16 protein-coding genes are annotated in these 18391 nt (G+C 55.9%); 8 read left to right on the top strand and 8 right to left on the bottom strand.

What is annotated here, in order from left to right; genetic code table 11:
- Positions 1 to 6: 6 nt before the first annotated feature.
- Genes trpD through ACZYUB_RS11175 form a run of 3 tightly spaced genes read right to left on the bottom strand, consistent with a single transcriptional unit; the run spans position 7 to position 3197 of the window.
- Complete coding sequence (gene trpD / locus ACZYUB_RS11165) at positions 7 to 1020, bottom strand: anthranilate phosphoribosyltransferase (RefSeq protein WP_463947909.1); 1014 nt, start codon at positions 1018 to 1020, stop codon at positions 7 to 9.
- The gene (locus ACZYUB_RS11170) at positions 1013 to 1618 is read right to left on the bottom strand and encodes an aminodeoxychorismate/anthranilate synthase component II (RefSeq protein ID WP_463947910.1); all 606 of its coding nucleotides are present in this window, start codon (positions 1616 to 1618) and stop codon (positions 1013 to 1015) included. Before ACZYUB_RS11170 ends, trpD begins: the two co-directional genes overlap by 8 nt.
- Positions 1611 to 3197 (bottom strand): anthranilate synthase component 1, encoded by a 1587-nt coding sequence (locus ACZYUB_RS11175; protein ID WP_463947912.1) that lies wholly within the window; start codon positions 3195 to 3197, stop codon positions 1611 to 1613. Before ACZYUB_RS11175 ends, ACZYUB_RS11170 begins: the two co-directional genes overlap by 8 nt.
- 418 nt (positions 3198 to 3615) lie before the next feature.
- Here ACZYUB_RS11175 and rnm point away from each other — a divergent pair, with 418 nt between their 5' ends.
- The 6 genes from rnm to ACZYUB_RS11205 all read left to right on the top strand — a co-directional run bounded on the left by rnm (position 3616) and on the right by ACZYUB_RS11205 (position 10714).
- Positions 3616 to 4506, top strand: coding sequence for an RNase RNM (gene rnm, locus ACZYUB_RS11180; RefSeq protein ID WP_463947913.1), 891 nt, complete (start codon positions 3616 to 3618; stop codon positions 4504 to 4506).
- A complete protein-coding gene (locus ACZYUB_RS11185) occupies positions 4503 to 5123 on the top strand; it encodes an L-threonylcarbamoyladenylate synthase (RefSeq protein WP_463947915.1) in 621 nt (206 codons plus the stop codon). The genes rnm and ACZYUB_RS11185 overlap by 4 nt, the downstream gene beginning before the upstream one ends.
- A 104-nt stretch (positions 5124 to 5227) precedes the next feature.
- Complete coding sequence (gene rluB / locus ACZYUB_RS11190) at positions 5228 to 6277, top strand: 23S rRNA pseudouridine(2605) synthase RluB (RefSeq protein WP_463947964.1); 1050 nt, start codon at positions 5228 to 5230, stop codon at positions 6275 to 6277.
- Positions 6278 to 6289: 12 nt separating this feature from the next.
- Positions 6290 to 7021 (top strand): 7-cyano-7-deazaguanine synthase QueC, encoded by a 732-nt coding sequence (gene queC, locus ACZYUB_RS11195; protein ID WP_463947917.1) that lies wholly within the window; start codon positions 6290 to 6292, stop codon positions 7019 to 7021.
- A 265-nt stretch (positions 7022 to 7286) separates the two neighbouring features.
- Complete coding sequence (locus ACZYUB_RS11200) at positions 7287 to 8864, top strand: TerC family protein (RefSeq protein ID WP_463947919.1); 1578 nt, start codon at positions 7287 to 7289, stop codon at positions 8862 to 8864.
- 107 nt (positions 8865 to 8971) lie between these two features.
- Positions 8972 to 10714, top strand: coding sequence for a hypothetical protein (locus tag ACZYUB_RS11205; protein WP_463947921.1), 1743 nt, complete (start codon positions 8972 to 8974; stop codon positions 10712 to 10714).
- 70 nt (positions 10715 to 10784) lie between these two features.
- Here ACZYUB_RS11205 and ACZYUB_RS11210 read toward each other — a convergent pair whose 3' ends face one another.
- The 5 genes from ACZYUB_RS11210 to cmoA all read right to left on the bottom strand — a co-directional run bounded on the left by ACZYUB_RS11210 (position 10785) and on the right by cmoA (position 16045).
- A complete protein-coding gene (locus tag ACZYUB_RS11210; protein WP_463947922.1) occupies positions 10785 to 11762 on the bottom strand; it encodes an alpha-L-glutamate ligase-like protein in 978 nt (325 codons plus the stop codon).
- A gap of 1 nt (position 11763) precedes the next feature.
- On the bottom strand, positions 11764 to 13272 hold the full coding sequence (locus ACZYUB_RS11215) for an inactive transglutaminase family protein (protein WP_463947924.1): 1509 nt from the start codon (positions 13270 to 13272) through the stop codon (positions 11764 to 11766).
- A gap of 3 nt (positions 13273 to 13275) precedes the next feature.
- Positions 13276 to 14262 (bottom strand): ATP-dependent zinc protease family protein, encoded by a 987-nt coding sequence (locus ACZYUB_RS11220; RefSeq protein WP_463947925.1) that lies wholly within the window; start codon positions 14260 to 14262, stop codon positions 13276 to 13278.
- Between the two features lie 62 nt (positions 14263 to 14324).
- The gene (gene cmoB, locus ACZYUB_RS11225) at positions 14325 to 15305 is read right to left on the bottom strand and encodes a tRNA 5-methoxyuridine(34)/uridine 5-oxyacetic acid(34) synthase CmoB (RefSeq protein WP_463947926.1); all 981 of its coding nucleotides are present in this window, start codon (positions 15303 to 15305) and stop codon (positions 14325 to 14327) included.
- Positions 15302 to 16045, bottom strand: a complete 744-nt coding sequence (cmoA, locus tag ACZYUB_RS11230) for a carboxy-S-adenosyl-L-methionine synthase CmoA (RefSeq protein ID WP_463947928.1) — start codon at positions 16043 to 16045, stop codon at positions 15302 to 15304. The genes cmoB and cmoA overlap by 4 nt, the downstream gene beginning before the upstream one ends.
- A gap of 234 nt (positions 16046 to 16279) precedes the next feature.
- On the opposite strand from cmoA, the gene ACZYUB_RS11235 reads away from it, so the two are divergent.
- Entirely contained in the window at positions 16280 to 16528 is a 249-nt protein-coding gene (locus tag ACZYUB_RS11235) for an FmdB family zinc ribbon protein (RefSeq protein WP_463947929.1), read from the top strand.
- Positions 16529 to 16549: 21 nt separating this feature from the next.
- The gene (aspS, locus tag ACZYUB_RS11240) at positions 16550 to 18313 is read left to right on the top strand and encodes an aspartate--tRNA ligase (RefSeq protein WP_463947931.1); all 1764 of its coding nucleotides are present in this window, start codon (positions 16550 to 16552) and stop codon (positions 18311 to 18313) included.
- Positions 18314 to 18391 lie beyond the last annotated feature (78 nt).

The raw sequence follows: 18391 nt of genomic DNA on the forward strand, positions 1-18391 counted from the left end.
GTTTCCTTACTCCTCGCTATGACTCAGAGCGGCTAGGCGGCTCACCCGGTCCAGGGCTTTGCCACTGTGCAATGTTGCCAGAACCAGCTCGGCGGCTTGTTTGAAATCGGGGCTGACGCCGCCCATGACCAGCAGGGGGGCCAGATTGATGGCGATGGCACTGTTCTGGGCATCGCTACCACGACCGGCGAGAATCATTTCGCTGATCTGGCGGTTCTGCTCCGGTTCACCGCCGCGAATGGCTTCCAGCGGGAACTCCTGCAAACCAAAATCAGCGGGGCTTAGATCGTAATGATGGATCTCGCCATCGATAATTTCGGCCACAGTCGTGCTGCCATGAATGGCAATTTCGTCTAATCCGGAGCCGTGCACCACCATACCGCGGGTCAGTCCCAATTGCTGCAGGGTTTCGGCAATCGGTGCCACCAGGGACGGGCTGTAGACGCCCATCAGTTGGTAGCTGGGGCGCGCCGGATTGATGAGCGGCCCCAAGACGTTGAAGATGGTGCGGGTTTTCAGGGCATTGCGCACCGGCATGGCATGGCGCATTGCGCTGTGGTACTGGGGGGCAAACAGGAAGCAGACGTTCTCTTCATCCAGACAACGGCGAGCAATTGCCGGGCTCATATCCAGGCGCACGCCTAATTTGTCCAGCAGATCCGAAGAGCCGGTCTTGGAGGAGACGCTGCGGTTGCCATGTTTGGCGACCTTGATGCCACACTCGGCTCCCACCAGCGCCGACAGGGTGGAGACATTGATGGTGTGCAGGCCATCGCCACCAGTACCGACAATATCGCAGAACGCATAATCCGGGCGTGGGAACGGTTTGGCGGCAGCAATCAGTGCACTGGCGGCCCCGGCGATTTCGCTCGGTGCTTCGCCCTTCATCTTCAGGGCGGTCAGCAAGGAGGCCAGTACCACCGGCTCCATCTCGCCGCGCAGCAGCACGTCAAACAGCGCCTGGGTGGCTTCACGGCTCAGATCCTCGCCGCGGTAAAGTTGTTCCAGGGACTCATGCATGGACTGCCTCCTGCGGTGCTGTAATGAAGGCCAGGCTCTGGGTCAGCAGCCGCGCGCCTTCGGTGGTCATGATGGATTCTGGATGGAATTGGAAGCCTAATACCCGATCGGCGCGGTGCAGCACCGCCATCGGCATCTCCTTGTAATGGGCGACCACTTCCAGCTCGGCCGGAACATAGGTGGCGACCAGCGAGTGGTAACGGGCGACCGGCAACGGATTGGCAAAGCCCTGGAACATATCCTGGCCACTGTGCTCGATGAGCGAGCTCTTGCCGTGGATGATCTCCCCCGCCGAGCCGACAGTGCCGCCATAGTATTCGCAGATCGCCTGATGACCCAGACAGATCCCCAGTATGGGCACCTTGCCGCGGCACAGACCGATCAGTTCAATCATGCAACCGGCCTCATGGGGAGCACCGGGTCCGGGAGAGAGCACCAGTACCACCTCTTCGCCACAAGCGGCGATCTGGGCGTAGATCTGGGCGGCAGGCATGCTGTTGCGGTAGATGCGTACGTCGCAGCCCAAGGAGCGGAATTGATCCACCAGGTTGTAGGTGAAGGAGTCGAAGTTATCGAGCAGGAAAATGGTTTTAGCCATGGGTCACCTCCGCGAGGGTCTTGCCGTGGGCCAGTGCAATGGCGTTGAGCACGGCGGCTGCCTTGCTGCGGGTTTCATCGGCTTCCGCCTGGGGACGGGAATCATAGACCACACCGGCTCCGGCCTGGACGTGGGCGACGCCGTGTTTGACAAAGGCCGAGCGGATCACGATACAGGTATCCATGTCGCCGTTGCCGGAGAGATAACCGACCGCACCGCCGTAACTGCCGCGACGCTGACCTTCGACCTCGCGAATGAGCTCGGAGGCACGGATCTTCGGCGCGCCGGTCAGGGTGCCCATGTTCATGCAGGCCTGGTAGGCGTGCAGGGCATCCAGATCATGGCGCAGGGTACCAACTACTTTGGAGACCAGGTGCATGACGTGGCTGTAGCGATCGACTTTCAACAAATCGCGTACATAGCGGGTACCGGGTTCGCTGATGCGAGCGATATCGTTGCGCGCCAGATCAACCAGCATCAGATGCTCGGCGGTCTCTTTGCCATCCTGACGCAACTCCAGCTCGATACGGCCATCCAGATCCAGATTGATGCTGCCATCGGCATTGAAACCACGGCGGCGGGTTCCGGCAATCGGGTACATCTCGACTTGGCGGTTATGGGCCTCGAATTTCACCGCACTCTCCGGTGAAGCGCCGAACAGGGTGAAGTCCCGGTCGTTCATATAGAACATGTAGGGGCTGGGGTTGGTCTTCTTCAGCTGACGGTAGGCCAGCAAGGGTTGCGGGCAGGGCAGGGAGAAGCTGCGGGAGGGGACGACCTGAAAGATGTCGCCCTTGCGGATATTGCCCTTCAGGCGCTCTACATCGGCACAGAATGCCTTGTCATCCCGGTTGGTGGTGACGCGACCGTCCAGCGGCAGGGCGGCGGGTAACTCGGGAGCGACGAAATGGTTGCAGCGCGCGCTCAGGCTTTCGAGACGGCCTTGCAGGCGCTGGAATTCATCGGCGAACGCTTCGCCACCAAATGCCACGGCGCGCAATTGGCTGCGCTTGAGGCGATGGTCAATGTGGATCAGGGTTTCGGCCACATAGAAACAGAAGTCCGGGCAGTCATTGCTGGCATCGGTTGCTGCAGGCAGGGTTTCGTAATTGGCTATCAGGTCATAGGCGAAGATACCGCCGAGGAAGATGGCTTCCTGGCCCTGTTCGCAATGCAACTGGGTCAACAGGGTGCGCAGGGTGTCCAGCACCGACAGCGCCTTGAGGCGGCTATCTTCATCCTGATCGGTGTCGATGGCCGGGAAGTCCAGGCTCAGAATGCTCCCTTGACGCGACTGGCTGACGGCAGGGCTCAGACCGCTTTGCAGGCGATCCAGCACTGCTAGTCCGTTGCGGTTCAAGGCCTCGGCGCTGACATTCAGGCCGCGGCAGGTTAAACGGACGCAACTGTCGATCAGCAGCAGGCTCTGGGTACCCGCCTTGGTGTCGATTTCGGCGGACTCCAGCAGCAGACTGTTGTCATTGGCCGTGGTGAGTTGGGCAAACAAGGCCAATGGATCGGCGACATAGGCGGCGTCGCTCATCAAGGCGTGTAGATGGTTGGGATGCAGCTCAGTCATGATGCGGAGCCTCCGGGGTGTCCTGTAGGTGGACAGTGCAGAACAGTTTCATGGCGATATCCTTTAATGAAGTGATTTAAAACAACAACTTGCTTGTGTTGCTCTCACCATCGCCAGGTCTGTTTGTTGTGTTTTTGTTTCATCTCGTCCCTGTTTCCCGGATAATAAAAAAGCCCGCGGTTCCTGGCGGGCTTTTTCTGGGTATTCTGTCTGCTTAACCGTTTTTTGACATAGCAAAAGTCCCACGCCCGCTTATTTGGGAGTGTGCCACCACCAACGCATGTTCAGGGTGAAGTGCTGTGTCATGTAAAACGTCCTTGGATGACTGAAGTTATGCGACGGGATATCCCGCGAAGTGGCTACAGTAAAACGATAAAGCCGGAAGTTTGTCAAGTTTCTTTTGTAGTGGAACTCTCTGATGCGTATCGATCTGCATAGTCATTCAACGGCCTCCGATGGTCGTCTTACCCCGGCGGAGCTGATGCGCCGGGCGGTTACTCAACGGGTTGATGTCCTGGCTTTGACCGACCATGACACTGTAGCCGGATTGGCCGAAGCGGCTTGCACCATCGAGACCGAAGCTCTGCCACTCGTGCTGATTCCCGGGATCGAGCTTTCCACCAGTTGGGAATCCATGGAAATTCATGTGGTGGGCCTGCATATTGATGCGGACTCGGCTGCGCTAGCCGCCGTCATACAGCGGCAGGAAGCGGCTCGCGAGGCACGGGGCGTCGAGTTGGGACGTCGGTTGGCAAAACAGCGGATCGAGAATGCTTATGAAGGTGCGCTGGCTCTGGCCAATGGTGCTAGCCTGACCCGAGCCCACTTTGCCCGTTATCTGGTCGAAGCGGGCCACAGCCAGACCCAGCAAAAGGCTTTTGATGTTTATATTGGCCGTGGCGGCAAGGCGTATGTTCCCCATGACTGGATTAGCATCGCCGAAGCGATTGCAGTGATCCATGCCGCTGGCGGTTTGGCTGTACTTGCCCATCCTGGTCGCTATAAACTTTCCACCAAGTGGCTAAAACGCCTGTTATCCCATTTTAAAGAGGCGGGCGGAGATGCCATGGAGGTCAGTTTGCCCCAGCAAAGCCCCCAGGATCGGGCTAATCTGGGACTATGGTGTCGCGAGCACCAGTTGCTGGCCTCGGTGGGCTCCGATTTTCATGCTCCAACGTCCTGGCAGGAGTTGGGGCGCAATCTCTGGTTGCCCAAAGATGTCACGCCGGTGTGGCATTCCTTTATCGACTCGCTAACACCCGTAGTGATGGGTGCTGATGGGTCTTCTACATTCCGGGAGGAATTATGAGCCAGTTTTTCACGATGCATCCTGAAAACCCGCAAACCCGCTTAATTAATCAGGCCGTAGCTCTGATCCGTAGCGGTGGCGTAGTGATCTATCCGACCGATTCAGGCTATGCGCTGGGCTGTTTGCTGGAAAACAAGGCGGCGCTGGAGCGGATCTGCCGTATTCGTCATCTCGATAGCAGCCATAATTTTACCCTGGTCTGTCGGGATCTCTCCGAGTTGTCGCTCTATTCCAAAGTGGATAATCAGGCCTTTCGTCTGATCAAGAACAATACCCCGGGTCCTTATACCTTCATCCTCAAGGCGACCAAGGAAGTACCACGACGCCTGATGAACGAGAAGAAAAAGACGATCGGCATCCGGGTGCCTGAAAATCCAATTACCCAGGCCCTGTTGGCCGCACTGGGCGAGCCCCTGATGTCCACCACTCTGATTTTGCCGGGTTCGGAGGTTGCTGAATCGGATCCCTATGAAATCCGGGATCGGCTGGAGCAGGTTGTAGATTTGATTATCGATGGTGGTTATCTGGGTGAACAACCCACCACGGTCGTTGATTTTTCTGAGGATAGCCCCGAGGTGGTTCGCCACGGTGCGGGTGATCCAACCCCCTTCCTGTAAGGGATTATTTTTCATCGCCGAGAGGGCGATGAGCCCCATGATGGAGTCAAGACTCCTTGCAACAGAGGCTGGACATGGATGCCCGGCAGGTTGCACATCCAGAGATGAACACCATGAGTGATAAGTTGCAGAGTGAAAAGTTGCAAAAAGTGTTGGCCCGGGCCGGTATCGGCTCCCGCCGCGAAATGGAAACCCTGATCACCGAAGGACGGGTCAGTGTCGATGGTAAGGTTGCAACCCTGGGCGATCGGGTGGGTCCCAGCGTGGTGATCCGCATTGATGGTCATGCCATCACCGCAAAGCCGGCCGAGGACGTGATTTGCCGTGTTCTGGCCTATCACAAGCCGGATGGCGAGATGTGTACCCGCAAGGATCCGGAAGGGCGCCCTACGGTCTTTGATCGTTTACCCCGCATCCAGGATGCGCGTTGGGTGGCAGTTGGTCGTCTCGACGTCAACACCTCCGGTTTACTGCTGTTCACCACCGATGGCGAGTTGGCCAACCGGTTGATGCATCCGCGCCATGAAGTGGAGCGGGAATACGCGGTGCGGGTATTTGGTGAAGTGGACGACAAGATGCTCAACCGTCTGCGTCTGGGCGTGCAGTTGGAAGATGGCCCGGCCAAGTTTGACAAGATTGTCCGCGCCGGAGGCGAGGGTCTGAACAATTGGTTCAACGTCACGCTGCAAGAAGGACGCAACCGGGAAGTCCGCCGGTTGTGGGAAACCCAGGAAGTTCAGGTCAGCCGTCTAATCCGTGTTCGCTATGGCGATGTCAAACTGGAGAAGAGTATCCCGCGCGGAGGCTGGATGGAGTTACCACTCGAGAAGGTCAACTATCTGCGTGCACTGGTTGGTTTGCAACCGGAGACCCGCAGTAAGGTGCTGGTGGATGACAAGCGCAGCCAGTTCAAGCAAAGCGCCCAGATCCGGCGCGCGGTACGTAAGCACCGGGAGCTGCAACACACCGAAAATCGTCAGGCGCACCCGGAGCGCAATTATAGCGGTGGCATCTCCCTGGATGGACCTTCAGCGGCAAAACCGGCAGCGAAGCGCCCAACCCGCTCTCAACCGCAGCGTACCCGTCTGGGCAGCAGTTCAGAGGTCGCTCGTCCCACGGAGCGTCGTCCCTCTGGGCGTAAACCGCGCGGTTAAGGAGTCCGGGTCATGAGTGTGCACTCTATTGCTTCTGATTCCGCCGGTCTGTTGGTTCGCAAGGCCGTTGTGGTGTTCAGTGGTGGGCAGGATAGTACCACCTGCCTTATCCAGGCGTTGGCGCATTACGATGAAGTTCATGCCATCACCTTTAATTATGGTCAACGCCATAGTCAGGAGATCGCCGTGGCTCAGGCGATTGCGGGTGAGTTGGGGGTGACGGCGCATAAGGTGCTGGATCTTTCCTTGCTCAACGAGTTGGCGATTTCATCCCTGACCCGGGACGCTATTCCGGTAAGCTCGGCACTTCAGGATAACGGCTTGCCGAATACCTTCGTGCCGGGTCGTAATATCCTGTTCCTGACCTTGGCGGCCGTGTATGCCTACCAAGTCGGGGCCGAGGTGGTGATCACCGGGGTCTGCGAAACGGATTTTTCCGGTTATCCGGATTGTCGGGATGAATTTGTCAAAGCCCTGAATCAGGCCTTGTGTCTGGGCTTGGAGAAGCCACTTCGCTTGGTGACGCCACTGATGTGGCTGAACAAGGCCCAGACATGGGCTCTGGCCGATCGCTATGGTCGCCTGGATTATGTGCGCAGTCGCACTCTGACCTGCTACAACGGGCTAGTGGGCGAGGGCTGTGGCGAGTGTCCGGCCTGTGAATTACGAGCTCGGGGCTTGCAGATGTATCTGGCAGATCGGGAACAAATCCAGGTACAACTGGCAACTAAATTAGCGCTATAGCCGTACATCGGCAGCGGGCCGTTGCCTGCTGTCAACAGCCCGTCACTTGACCCGAAACACCGCTCCACATACTCTGTGGCGGTGTTTTTTTTTGATGAGGCCAATATGAACAGCGATAGTAGTCCCTCGTGCTACTTTTCTTCTTTCCCGTCAACCGCTCTCCGGTTACCCCTGCATGCTTGTTATTGTCTCTCCCTGCTGCTGTGAATGGCTGTGACGCCATGAATTTTCTATCTTTTTTTAGTGTTATTGCTGGTGTGGAGTCATGATGCTCGAGTTTGCCTGGATGATGGATCCGACCGCCTGGTTGGGTTTGCTGACGCTGGTGGTCCTGGAAATTGTCCTCGGGATCGACAACCTGCTGTTCATCGCCATTTTGGCGGAAAAATTACCACCTGAATTGCGGGACAGAGCGCGCCGGATCGGCTTGGCGCTGGCGTTGTTGATGCGCATGGTGCTGCTGATTAGCCTCTCTTGGCTGGTTCGTCTCACCGAGCCGATGATTACCCTGTTCAGTCATGACTTCTCGGGGCGGGATCTTATCCTGCTTATCGGTGGGCTGTTCCTGCTGTTCAAGGCGACACGGGAGTTGCATGGTCGCCTGGAAGGGGAAGTTAACGGGGAGGGGGGAAGCAAGATTTATGCGGCCTTCTGGACTGTGGTGGCACAGATTGTGGTGCTGGATGCCGTCTTCTCGTTGGATGCGGTCATCACGGCGGTAGGGATGGCGGAACATTTGTCGGTGATGATGCTGGCAGTGACCATTGCCATCGGCATCATGATGTGGACCAGCAAGCCGCTGACTGCGTTCGTCAATCGTCATCCGACCTTGGTGATCCTCTGCCTGGGCTTCTTGCTGATGATTGGCTTTAGTCTGGTGGCGGAGGGCTTTGGCTTCCATATTCCGAAGGGGTATCTCTATGCGGCGATTGGCTTCTCGATCCTGATCGAATTGTTTAATCAGATGGCGCGTTCGAATCAGAGCAAGTTGCTCGAAGGTAAGCTGCGCCGTCGCGAGCGCACGGCTGAATTGGTGATGCGTTTGCTGGGGGATAGTAAGCAGCCAGAAGGCGGCAGCTTCCAGGAGTCTTTATTGCCCAGTGCCGATGAAAGCATGTTTGCCGATGAGGAAAAGGAGATGATCTCCCGGGTGTTGCAGCTCTCCTCTTTGCCGGTACGCGCCGTGATGACGGTGCGCCGGGATGTGGAGATGCTGGATCTGTCCGAGGCGGAAGACAAAATCTTGCAGCGCTTGGCGGAGACACCACACTCCCGTTTGGTGGTCATCCGCGAGGGGAACAAGGATCAACCGCTGGGCATCATCCGTAAACGGGATGTACTGGCTCGTCTACTGAGCAAGCAGGAGTTGCGGTTGGATCAGCTGATCCAGCAGCCGTTGTGTTTACCTGAGACCATCAACGTCCTCAATGCTCTGGAACAATTCCGGCAGGCCAAGAATTATCTGGCTTTTGTGCTGGATGAATTTGGCAATTTTGAAGGCATCGCCTCTATCCGTGACATCATGGAGGAGATTGCGGGCAAATTGCCGGAAACCGGCGAAGAGGATAACGACTTCGTGGTCCTGGGACCGGATAGTTACCATGTCAGTGGCGACTGTCTGTTGCAGGATCTGCAGCGGCATATCGGTTTTCCGGCTCCGGCTACCGCCCATTACCATACGCTGGCGGGTTGGTTGATGGATTGGCTGCAGCGCTTGCCGGAAGTGGATGAGGTCTTGGAGCTGGATGGCTGGCGGATCACGGTTGTGGCGGTGCGTTCGCACCGGATTGAAACTTTATGGCTAACCCGCCAGGATCGGACGGTAGATGTCGAATCGGCCTGATGCACGGCGCCCCGGCGAGGGGCGCTGAGAGCATATGGGCCTGCAGTTGTTTAAGGCGCACCCTGGATATAGGGATGCGCATCCAATGATGAACATGAGGATGTTGGATGAAGGCTAGATGGCACTCCCTGAGCAATGGACACTGGTTGCATGTCTGGGAGTTACGGCAGCGCCGACTTGAAGCTGAAGGACGATGGGGACCCATTACCCTGCTGTTGTGCGCTATGGCGTTATTGCTGGGGATCCAGAATCCCCTGCTCTATGGCATGGCGCCTGGCTTTGATGCTTCCTTGTTCGCCGCCATGGGCAAGATGTGGGCTGATGGCGATGTCTTGTATCGTGACATGCTGGATATCAAGGGGCCGGTCATCTTCTTGCTGGATGCTATCGGCTACAAGATGGGCGGCTTTCCCGGAATTGCGCTGTTCGAAACAGCCTTGCTGGCGTGGGGTCTAAATAACAGTTATCGGGCATTGGCGCTGTTGGGGATTGCTCCGCTTGCGCGGTTGGCGTCTTTACTGGCAGTGATCAGCTTGTGCGGCTATCGCTATTACTACGGCAACATGACTGAGGATTACACCCTGTGTCTGGCGCTGATCGCTCAGTTGCCATTTGTGCGCCTGTTAGTGTCTGGGCGTTTTAGCTGGTCTCAGGCCTGGTTACCGGCGGTGACATTCGGCTTGATTGCCATGATGCGGTTGAATAACGGTGCTTTCTGGGGCGCTTGGTATGCCACCTTGTTCCTCGGCTGGTGCTGGCAGGGGCGTTGGCAGGATGGACTCAAACTGTTTGTTTCCGCCTTGTTCGGAATAGGAGTAGTCGCCGGACCACTGGTGTTCTATTTCTGGCAACAAGGGGTCCTGGATAATTTCTGGTTCTATTCATTTGCCATTTTCATGGGGCAAAGTTACGGCAGTGGTTTCTCGCCTCTGGTGGGTAGTGTTGGCTTGCTGCGTACTGGATTGATTCTCTTGTTACCTCTGGCCCTCTATGTGCTGCATCGCTGGCATCACGCTACTCCACAGGCCGAGCCGACGGTCGGTAAATCGCTAGTCGCTGTTATGTTGTTCGGTGCTCTGTTCGGGGTGATCGCTAATTCGGTTTCCGGGCATATCTTCGATCATTATGATCAGCTCTATTTGGCGTTTATCCCTTTGCCGCTGGCGCTGATCATCGAAGCGATGCGCCGAGAGTGGGGGAGTGACTCGCCGCTGGTCTGGCTGGGGGCCCTGGTGGTGTGGGGCTGGGGTGTCTATCTGGTGATGCCCCATTGGTTTTTCAGCTGGAGTCGCTTCGAATGGCCGATGCTACAAGTCGTGCAAGTTCTGGCGACTAGCTTGCTGTTTGCCCTGATCCTCAGTCTCCCGGTGTGGCTGAGAGTTCGCACCGTACAGGGGCGTAAACAGTTAACCGCGCTGGCTTCGATGGGCTTGCTGCTGGCACCTCTGGTTTTGTTGGGTTATTCCGCTTGGATTGGTACCCATACCGGACGGCCATTCGGTGACTCCGGTCGTCAGCAAATTGCCCAGATCCGGGCCGAAACCAGCCCTGACGAGCGGATCTGGATTGATGGCACCATGCCGCAGTTTTATGTCTGGACTGATCGCAAGGCGGCCTCGGCCTACTTGTTCTTCGACAATGTGCGTCCGCCGTTTGATGCCAAGGCGCGCGTGCTCGCGGATATCCAGCGTGTGCAGCCGAAATTCATCGTCATTCGTAAAAAGCGTCTGCAGCAATATGCGACTGATGTGGCCAGCTTTACTCCGTCGCAGCGGGCGTTCTATGACTATGTGCTGACACATTACCAACAGGTGCAACCAGGCCTATTCAAGTTGAACAAGGCTAAATAATCCCTGACCTCAGGTGGAAATTGGTTATAAAAAAAGTCCGCGAATGCGGACTTTTTTATTTTGACCCAGTTTAAGCCAAGGTCTGAGTTGGAAAAACGCCGAAGTGTTCCATGGCATACGCTACGCGCTCTTCCACCGACATCTTGACGTTGCCCAGCTTCTCGATTTGACGCAGACGTGGCAGCAGTCCTGCCGCGTTGGCGATCTGGATCGATAAGCCTGGGCGAGCATTGAGCTCCAGCAACATGGGGCCCCGCTTTTTATCCAGTACCATGTCAGTACCAATGTACCCAAGCCCGGACATTTCATAGCAGGAAGCGGCAAGATTCAGCAACTTCAACCAGTGGGGGACCTGCAGGTCGAACAGATCCTTATTGGTATCCGGATGATGACGCAGCGGCTGATTGTACTGGACGCCGCGCACGGCACGCCCGGTACGCAAACAGATACCCACACCGACCGCACCCTGGTGCAAATTGGCCTTGCCATCGGATGACGCGGTCGACAGGCGCATCATGGACATCACCGGGAAGCCCTTGAAGATGATGACGCGGGTATCCGGAACCCCTTCGAAGGAGTAACCATCGAAGACATTATCAAAGTGGATCAGGTCTTCGACCATTACGAAGTCGGGTTTGCCGCCCAAAGAGAATAGGCCGGCCAGGATATTGGAGATATGACGCTCCAAATCGCTGACGGTTTCTGCTTTGCCATTGGGCTTATAAAACAGACCATCTTCCTGGCGCATGATCACCAGTATGCCCTTGCCGCCGGATCCGCGAGCCGGTTTGATGCAGAAGCCTGGCCAATCCTTGACCATGTCGGCGATCTTTTTGACTTCGTGCTGGTGCTGGATGGTGCCGATCAGTTTCGGCACCGTCACACCTGCAGCAACCGCAATGTGCTTGGTCTTGAGCTTGTTATCCACCAGCGGATAGAGTTTCCGGGGGTTATAACGGCCGATATAGTTCACATTGCGCTGGTTCATCCCCATGATACCGAGACTGCCCAGCTTGAATGGTGAGGTATAGCGTTCCCAGAACCACATATTACTTTTTCAACTCATCGGCCAGGGGTTTGAATCGCTTCAGCTCGGAGAGGCGATAACCGGTGTAGTTACCCATCAGCAACACGGTGGCCATGATCACCAGCTGCAAACCCAGATAGTTGAAGGTCAGATGCTGGATCAAGCTGTTGTCCATGGCCAGATAGGCCAGAACGGCAACCAGCAGGGAGCCACCACCTTGTTTGACCACCTCTTTCGGACCCTCTTCTTCCCACAGGATCGACATCCGCTCTATGGTCCAGGAGAGAATAATCATCGGGAAGAAGGTGATGCGCATACCTTCGGTCAAGCCCAGCTTGTAGGTCAGCACAGACAACAGGGCAATGATGGCGATAACCGTGATGATCACCGTGGATATTCGAGCGACCAGCAAGAGGTTAAGTCGTGATAGATAGGAGCGGATCACCAGACCCACACCGACAATCGACAGGAAGCCGAGCAGGCCAACCACCAGGTTCGTCTGGATGAAGGCGACTGCGATCAACACCGGCATAAAGGTTCCGGAGGTCTTCAAACCGACGATGACACGCAAAAATACCACCACCAGTACGCCGATTGGCAGCAGCAGTATGCCCTTGAACAAGGCCTGTTCTTCAACCGGTAGGGTGTCGATGGAGAAGTTGAGCATATTGGTGTGCTCGAACTTGGCGGTCAGCGCCCGGGCAACTGCAACTTGCTTTTGTACCACCGAATAGGTAACCCGAGAGTTGTTCCCCCCGGTGACATCCAGCAATGGTTGAGAGTTGTATTCCCATAGCATCAGCTGTTCGGGACGCCCTTGCAGGCCGGTTTTCGGATCGAACAAGTCGTACTTGTCATCCTGGAATACTTGGACGTAATCGATCAGTTGCTGCCGACGACGGCCATCTTCCAGCGTCAGAGCGCGGACCACCCGTGCCGGAATATCGGCTTGGTTGAGCATGTCGACAATCAGGTGCGCCCGACCCTTATGGTTACGCAGCAATTGGGCGTTCTGCTCCTGGTTATCGAACTCCTTCATGATTTCCCGGGTCAGCGTGAAGGCATCGGCCGAACGCTCTTTGGCTCGATCGAGAATTTGCACCATGGCTGTAGCTATGGGCTCCTTCTCGATTTGTTTCTCGATGGCCGGCGGTTCGGCGGGGAGCGATTTGGCGTAAGGGTCACTCATCATCTCGGCGCGGTAGTAAAGCTCCTGATGACCCTTGGCGGTACGAATCGACCATTCGGCACGGGTGATGCCGTTGCGATCCACGAATGACAAGCCATAACCCGGGCTCGCCGCCGATTCATCGACCAGAGTGAAGCCTGGCTGGGTTGCTGGCAGCGCCAGTGACGCTATCACTGGTTGATCTGCAGCATCAAATTCAACCTTGGCCTCTACTGACCAGACCTGGCGGTATTCACCGGGTAGCCAAGGGACGTCAAAGGCAACGTGACGGTAGATCATCAGGCTGGTGCCAAGAATGAACAGCAGCGCAACTACGATATAAAAGGGGCGACGAGAGACCATGATTTACTGCTTGTCCTTGGACGGGGTGGCTTCCTTGGTGGTGTCAGTTGCAGCGGCAGCGGATACTGTCGGAGCAGCCTTTTTCACCTCTTTGGCTTTGGGTTCAGACTTTTTGGCCTCGCTCTTCTTTGGCGCGGCTTTCTTGGTATCGCTCTTCTTATCGGCTGCGGCCTTGGCTGCTTTGTCACTCTTGCTCTTGGCGGTGATCAGGGTGGCAACATCAGGCTTGGGTTGTACAAATTCCCGAGCGACATCGACAACAGCCACATCCTTGATGAACTCTCGACCCAGCAGCAAGGAGAAGTCCATTTCGGAGCGGTCCTTGAGGCTGAATTCGGCCTTTTCGGTCAGTGAGCCGAGCTGCATGGTCAAACGGACCACGGGGCGGCGATCGGAACTTTCAGCCGAGGCTTGCTTGATGCGGACATAGCGCACAAATGGAGCTTCGATGTCCAGGCTCTTGCCATTGTCCAAAGGCATTTTGAACTTGACCCAGCGCTTGCCTTCCCGTTCGAAGACAGTGATATCGGTGGCGCTGATGGAGGAGGTGGCTGCCCCGGTATCAACCCGGCTTTGGAAGGCGCCATTGGCCTCTTCCACGTACACCCATTCGGATTCACCCAGGATCAGCTTGCCATCCGGTGTGGTCAGACCCGGTTCGATAATCGGGCAGGAGCTCTTGTCTTCACTGGACATGGTACTACGCACCACCTGTTGCATTTGTTTGGCGAGTTGTTGCTGCATGGCTTTCAGCTCTTGAACTCCCTGCCGGCTCTTCTCTTGCTGAGCCTGGAGGATTTTCAATTCGGTACCGAGTTGATAGCTGTTATCCAAGAGTTTTTGTTGACCCTGCACCACGGTTTGCTGGATGCGACTCTCGCTCCCAATCAACTCGTTTTTTAACTGTTCCGGGGTGACTTCGGCCATGACGGCACCGGAGATGAGAAGCAGGGAAAAAAGTGCACTGCAGGTGAGAGTTTTAGTTGTCATAGACGTCGTCTGTAAGGATTAAACATAGTTTCGTTAGTGTATCTCAGCCGGGCAAGGCGGGACTAGCCTTCTGCGCAGCGAGATGCAATCAATACGGCCCGCTTCGGCGCCGGATGCCCTTCAATAGTAAGGGTTGAGTCCGATGGGTCAAGGAATTCAGCCAGAGAATCGTTCCTCATCCATGCAGTTTTGCGTTGTTCGTCGGTTGTGGTCACTGATTGGTCAACAATCCGGACATTTTCGAATCCACATTTTTTCAGCCAACCGGCCAAGGCCTGCGCCGAAGGAATGAACCAGACGTTGCGCATTTGTGCATAACGCTCCCCGGGAACCAATACATCGTCAGGGCCGCCGTCGATCACCAGGGTCTCCAAAACCAGTTCGCCGCCATCGCGCAGTTGATCCCGAAGTTGATACAGATGATCAATCGGTGAGCGACGGTGGTAGAGCACGCCCATGGAAAACACGGTATCGAAGCGTTCCAGTTTAGGCAGTTGTTCGATGCCCAATGGCAGAAAGTGAATATTGCCCGGGCGACCGGCTAACTGCTTGATGGCACTGAATTGACACAAAAATAGCGGCGAGGGATCGATACCGACCACCAAGCGTGCCTCTTCGCCGAGCATGCGCCACATGTGATAGCCACTGCCACAGCCAACATCCAGAACATAGCGCCCTTTGAGCGGCGATAGGTGGGGTAAAACCCGCTCCCACTTCCAGTCGGAACGCCATTCGGTGTCTATCTGCACACCGAACAGATCATAGGGGCCCTTGCGCCAAGGGTGCAGGTGCTGGAGCAGGTTTTCCAGCTTGCTGCGCTCACCCACAGTGATTTCATCCGGCTGGCCAATGGTGACTGACTGTTTGAGATCCACATGGTGGGCCTGATAGCTCTCCAGCTTGGCCAATACCCGCTGCCAGCGCGGTAAATCGCCATGTTGCTGGTCATGTTGCCAGGCATGTAACTGGGCAGGCAGAACCGTGAGCCAACGGCTCAGCCGATCGGTGGCCAGCAACTGGTAGAAGGAGGCAAAATCAATCATGGGGTGACTCCCTGCTTGATGGCGACCAATGATCCGAAGTTGAAACATTGAAACCAGAGGTCGCTATGGGCAAAACCGGCGGCGGCCAAGCGGGACTTATGGGTCGCGACTGTGTCGGCGCGCAGCACGTTTTCCAGCAGGGTGCGCTTTTGGCTGATCTCCAGCTCGCTGTAGCCATTGGCGCGTTTGAAATCCAGATGTAGGTCGATGATAAGATCGCTGACCGGTTCATCTTCGAATTTGAATTTTTCGCTCAGGATGAGCAGCCCTCCAGGTCGCAAGCCTTGATAAATACGCTGCAACAGGGGTAACCGTTGTTCCGGGGCTATGAATTGCAAGGTAAAATTTAACACCACCACAGATGCATTCTGAATATCGATGTCGCAGACATCCCCTTCGCGGATCTCGACCGGAATGGTGGATTTGAACGCACTCAAATGATTTCGGCAGCGTTCGACCATGGCTGATGAATTGTCGATGCCGATAATGGTGCAGTCTTGATAGGGGACATGCCGCCGCATCATCAGGGTCGCAGCGCCTAAGGAACAACCCAGATCGTAGAGTGCGCTTGCCGGCTGGGCGAAGCGTTCGGTCATCATGCCGATGGCGGAGAGAATGTTTGAGTAACCAGGGACAGAGCGCTGGATCATATCGGGGAACACGTCGGCTACTTGTTCGTCAAAACAGAAATCGCCGAGCTGTGCGATCGGTGCGGCGAAGAGTTGATCTTTATTATGCATGGTATGGATAACCCGATGCTGGACGCTAAAAATAAGTTCAAAGAGCGGGAGGCGCTCGCAAAGTGGGCGCTATGGTAGCAGAAAAGCAGGGTATGGAGCAGGATTTGTGACAGAACACGCGCCCGCAGTGCCATTTACAGGCTCAACTCAGGGCAGGTGTTATCACGGCAGAATATTTGCCCTATAATGGCGGGCCTTTTCGCTTGGTAACATGAGTTCATTCGTTTCTAGCCTATGCCTATCTACGAATATCGATGTGATCAGTGTGGCCACTCGCTGGCCAAATTACAGAAGCTGACCGATACGCCCTTGACCGATTGTCCGGCATGTCAGGCCTCAGCACTGAAGAAGATGCTGTCCATTCCCGGCCTTCATGTATCGGGAGCTTGTCAGCAGATGACCAATTCGAAAGTGGGGCAGATGAGTCATTGGCCCTCGTGTGAGGCTGGCGGTGGCTGTATGAGCTGCCCGGCCAGCAAATAACATTATTTCAAGGATTACTTCATGCGTACCATGTATTGCGGCCAGGTGAATGCCAGCCATGTCGATCAACCGGTGACTCTGTGTGGTTGGGTCCATCGTCGTCGTGACCTCGGTGGCTTGATCTTTATCGACATGCGGGATCGGGAAGGGATCGTGCAGGTATTCTTCGATCCGGATCGGCCCGAGGCCTATACCCTTGCATCTGACTTGCGCAATGAATTCTGTATTCAGGTCAGTGGGCTGGTCCGTGCTCGTCCGGCTTCGCAAGTCAATGCCGATATGGCAACTGGCGCTATCGAAGTTTTCGCTCATGAGCTGGAAATCATTAACCGTGCCGAGCCTTTGCCGCTGGATTTCAACCAGATCAACACGGAAGAGCAGCGCCTGAAGTATCGTTATCTGGATCTGCGTCGTCCCGAGATGGCGCAATCCCTGAAGACTCGCGCCCGCATCAGCAGCTTTGTGCGTCGGTTCATGGATAACGCCGGTTTCCTCGATATCGAAACACCGATGCTGACCAAAGCTACCCCTGAAGGTGCGCGAGATTATCTGGTACCAAGCCGGGTGCATAAGGGCAAGTTCTACGCCTTGCCGCAATCGCCGCAACTCTTTAAGCAACTGCTGATGATGTCCGGCTTCGATCGCTACTATCAGATCGTCAAGTGCTTCCGCGACGAAGACTTGCGTGCCGATCGCCAACCGGAGTTTACCCAGATCGACGTGGAAACTTCCTTCATGAGTGCCGAACAGGTGCGTGAAGTGATGGAAGAGCTGATCCGTGGTCTGTGGTTGGATGTGGCTGGTGATGATTTGGGTCAGTTCCCGATCATGACCTTTGATGAAGCCATGCGTCGTTATGGTTCAGACAAGCCGGATCTGCGCAACCCGATGGAGCTGGTCGATGTCGCCGATCTGCTGACTCAGGTCGAATTTGCCGTATTTGCCGGCCCTGCCAATGATGCCAAGGGGCGTGTTGCCGCATTGCGCGTGCCGGGTGGCGCCCAACTGTCCCGTAAGCAGATCGATGAATATACCCAGTTTGTTGGCATCTATGGTGCCAAGGGCCTGGCTTGGATGAAGGTTAACGATGCGGCCAAGGGTATCGATGGGGTGCAATCTCCGGTCGCCAAGTTCCTGAATGACGCTATCGTGCGGGAAATCCTGGCACGAACGGGTGCGACGGATGGCGACATCCTGTTCTTTGGCGCCGACAAGGCCAAGGTAGTCTGCGATGCCATGGGAGCCTTGCGCCTGAAGGTTGGTCGTGACTTGAACCTGGTCGTTGCGGGTTGGAAGCCATTGTGGGTGATCGATTTCCCGATGTTCGAGGAAAATGGTGAAGGCGGTTTGACGGCGATGCACCATCCGTTCACCGCGCCCAAGGAGATGAGCGCCGAAGAGTTGGAGGCCAATCCGTGCGCAGCGTATGCCAATGCATACGACATGGTTATCAACGGCTATGAAGTCGGTGGTGGTTCGGTGCGTATCCATCGCAGCAACATGCAGCAGACCGTGTTCCGTATTCTGGGTATCGAAGAGCAGGATCAAAGAGAGAAGTTTGGTTTCCTGCTGGATGCTCTGAAGTTCGGTACTCCGCCGCATGCGGGCCTGGCCTTTGGCCTGGATCGTCTGACCATGCTGCTGACCGGCACCGATAATATTCGTGATGTGATTGCCTTCCCGAAGACCACCGCCGCCGCTTGTCTGATGACAGATGCGCCGAGTTTTGGCAATCCGGCTTCGTTGGTGGAGTTGGCTATCAAGAGCACGGTCGACAAGGCCTGATGTTCGGGCTCGTGGCCGAGCCTGAACCCTGAATTTCAGCGTGATGGGGAGAACTGTCACGCCATACAAACTGTGTTA

The organism is Pseudaeromonas sp. HNCC25DJ182 (assembly GCF_055413365.1).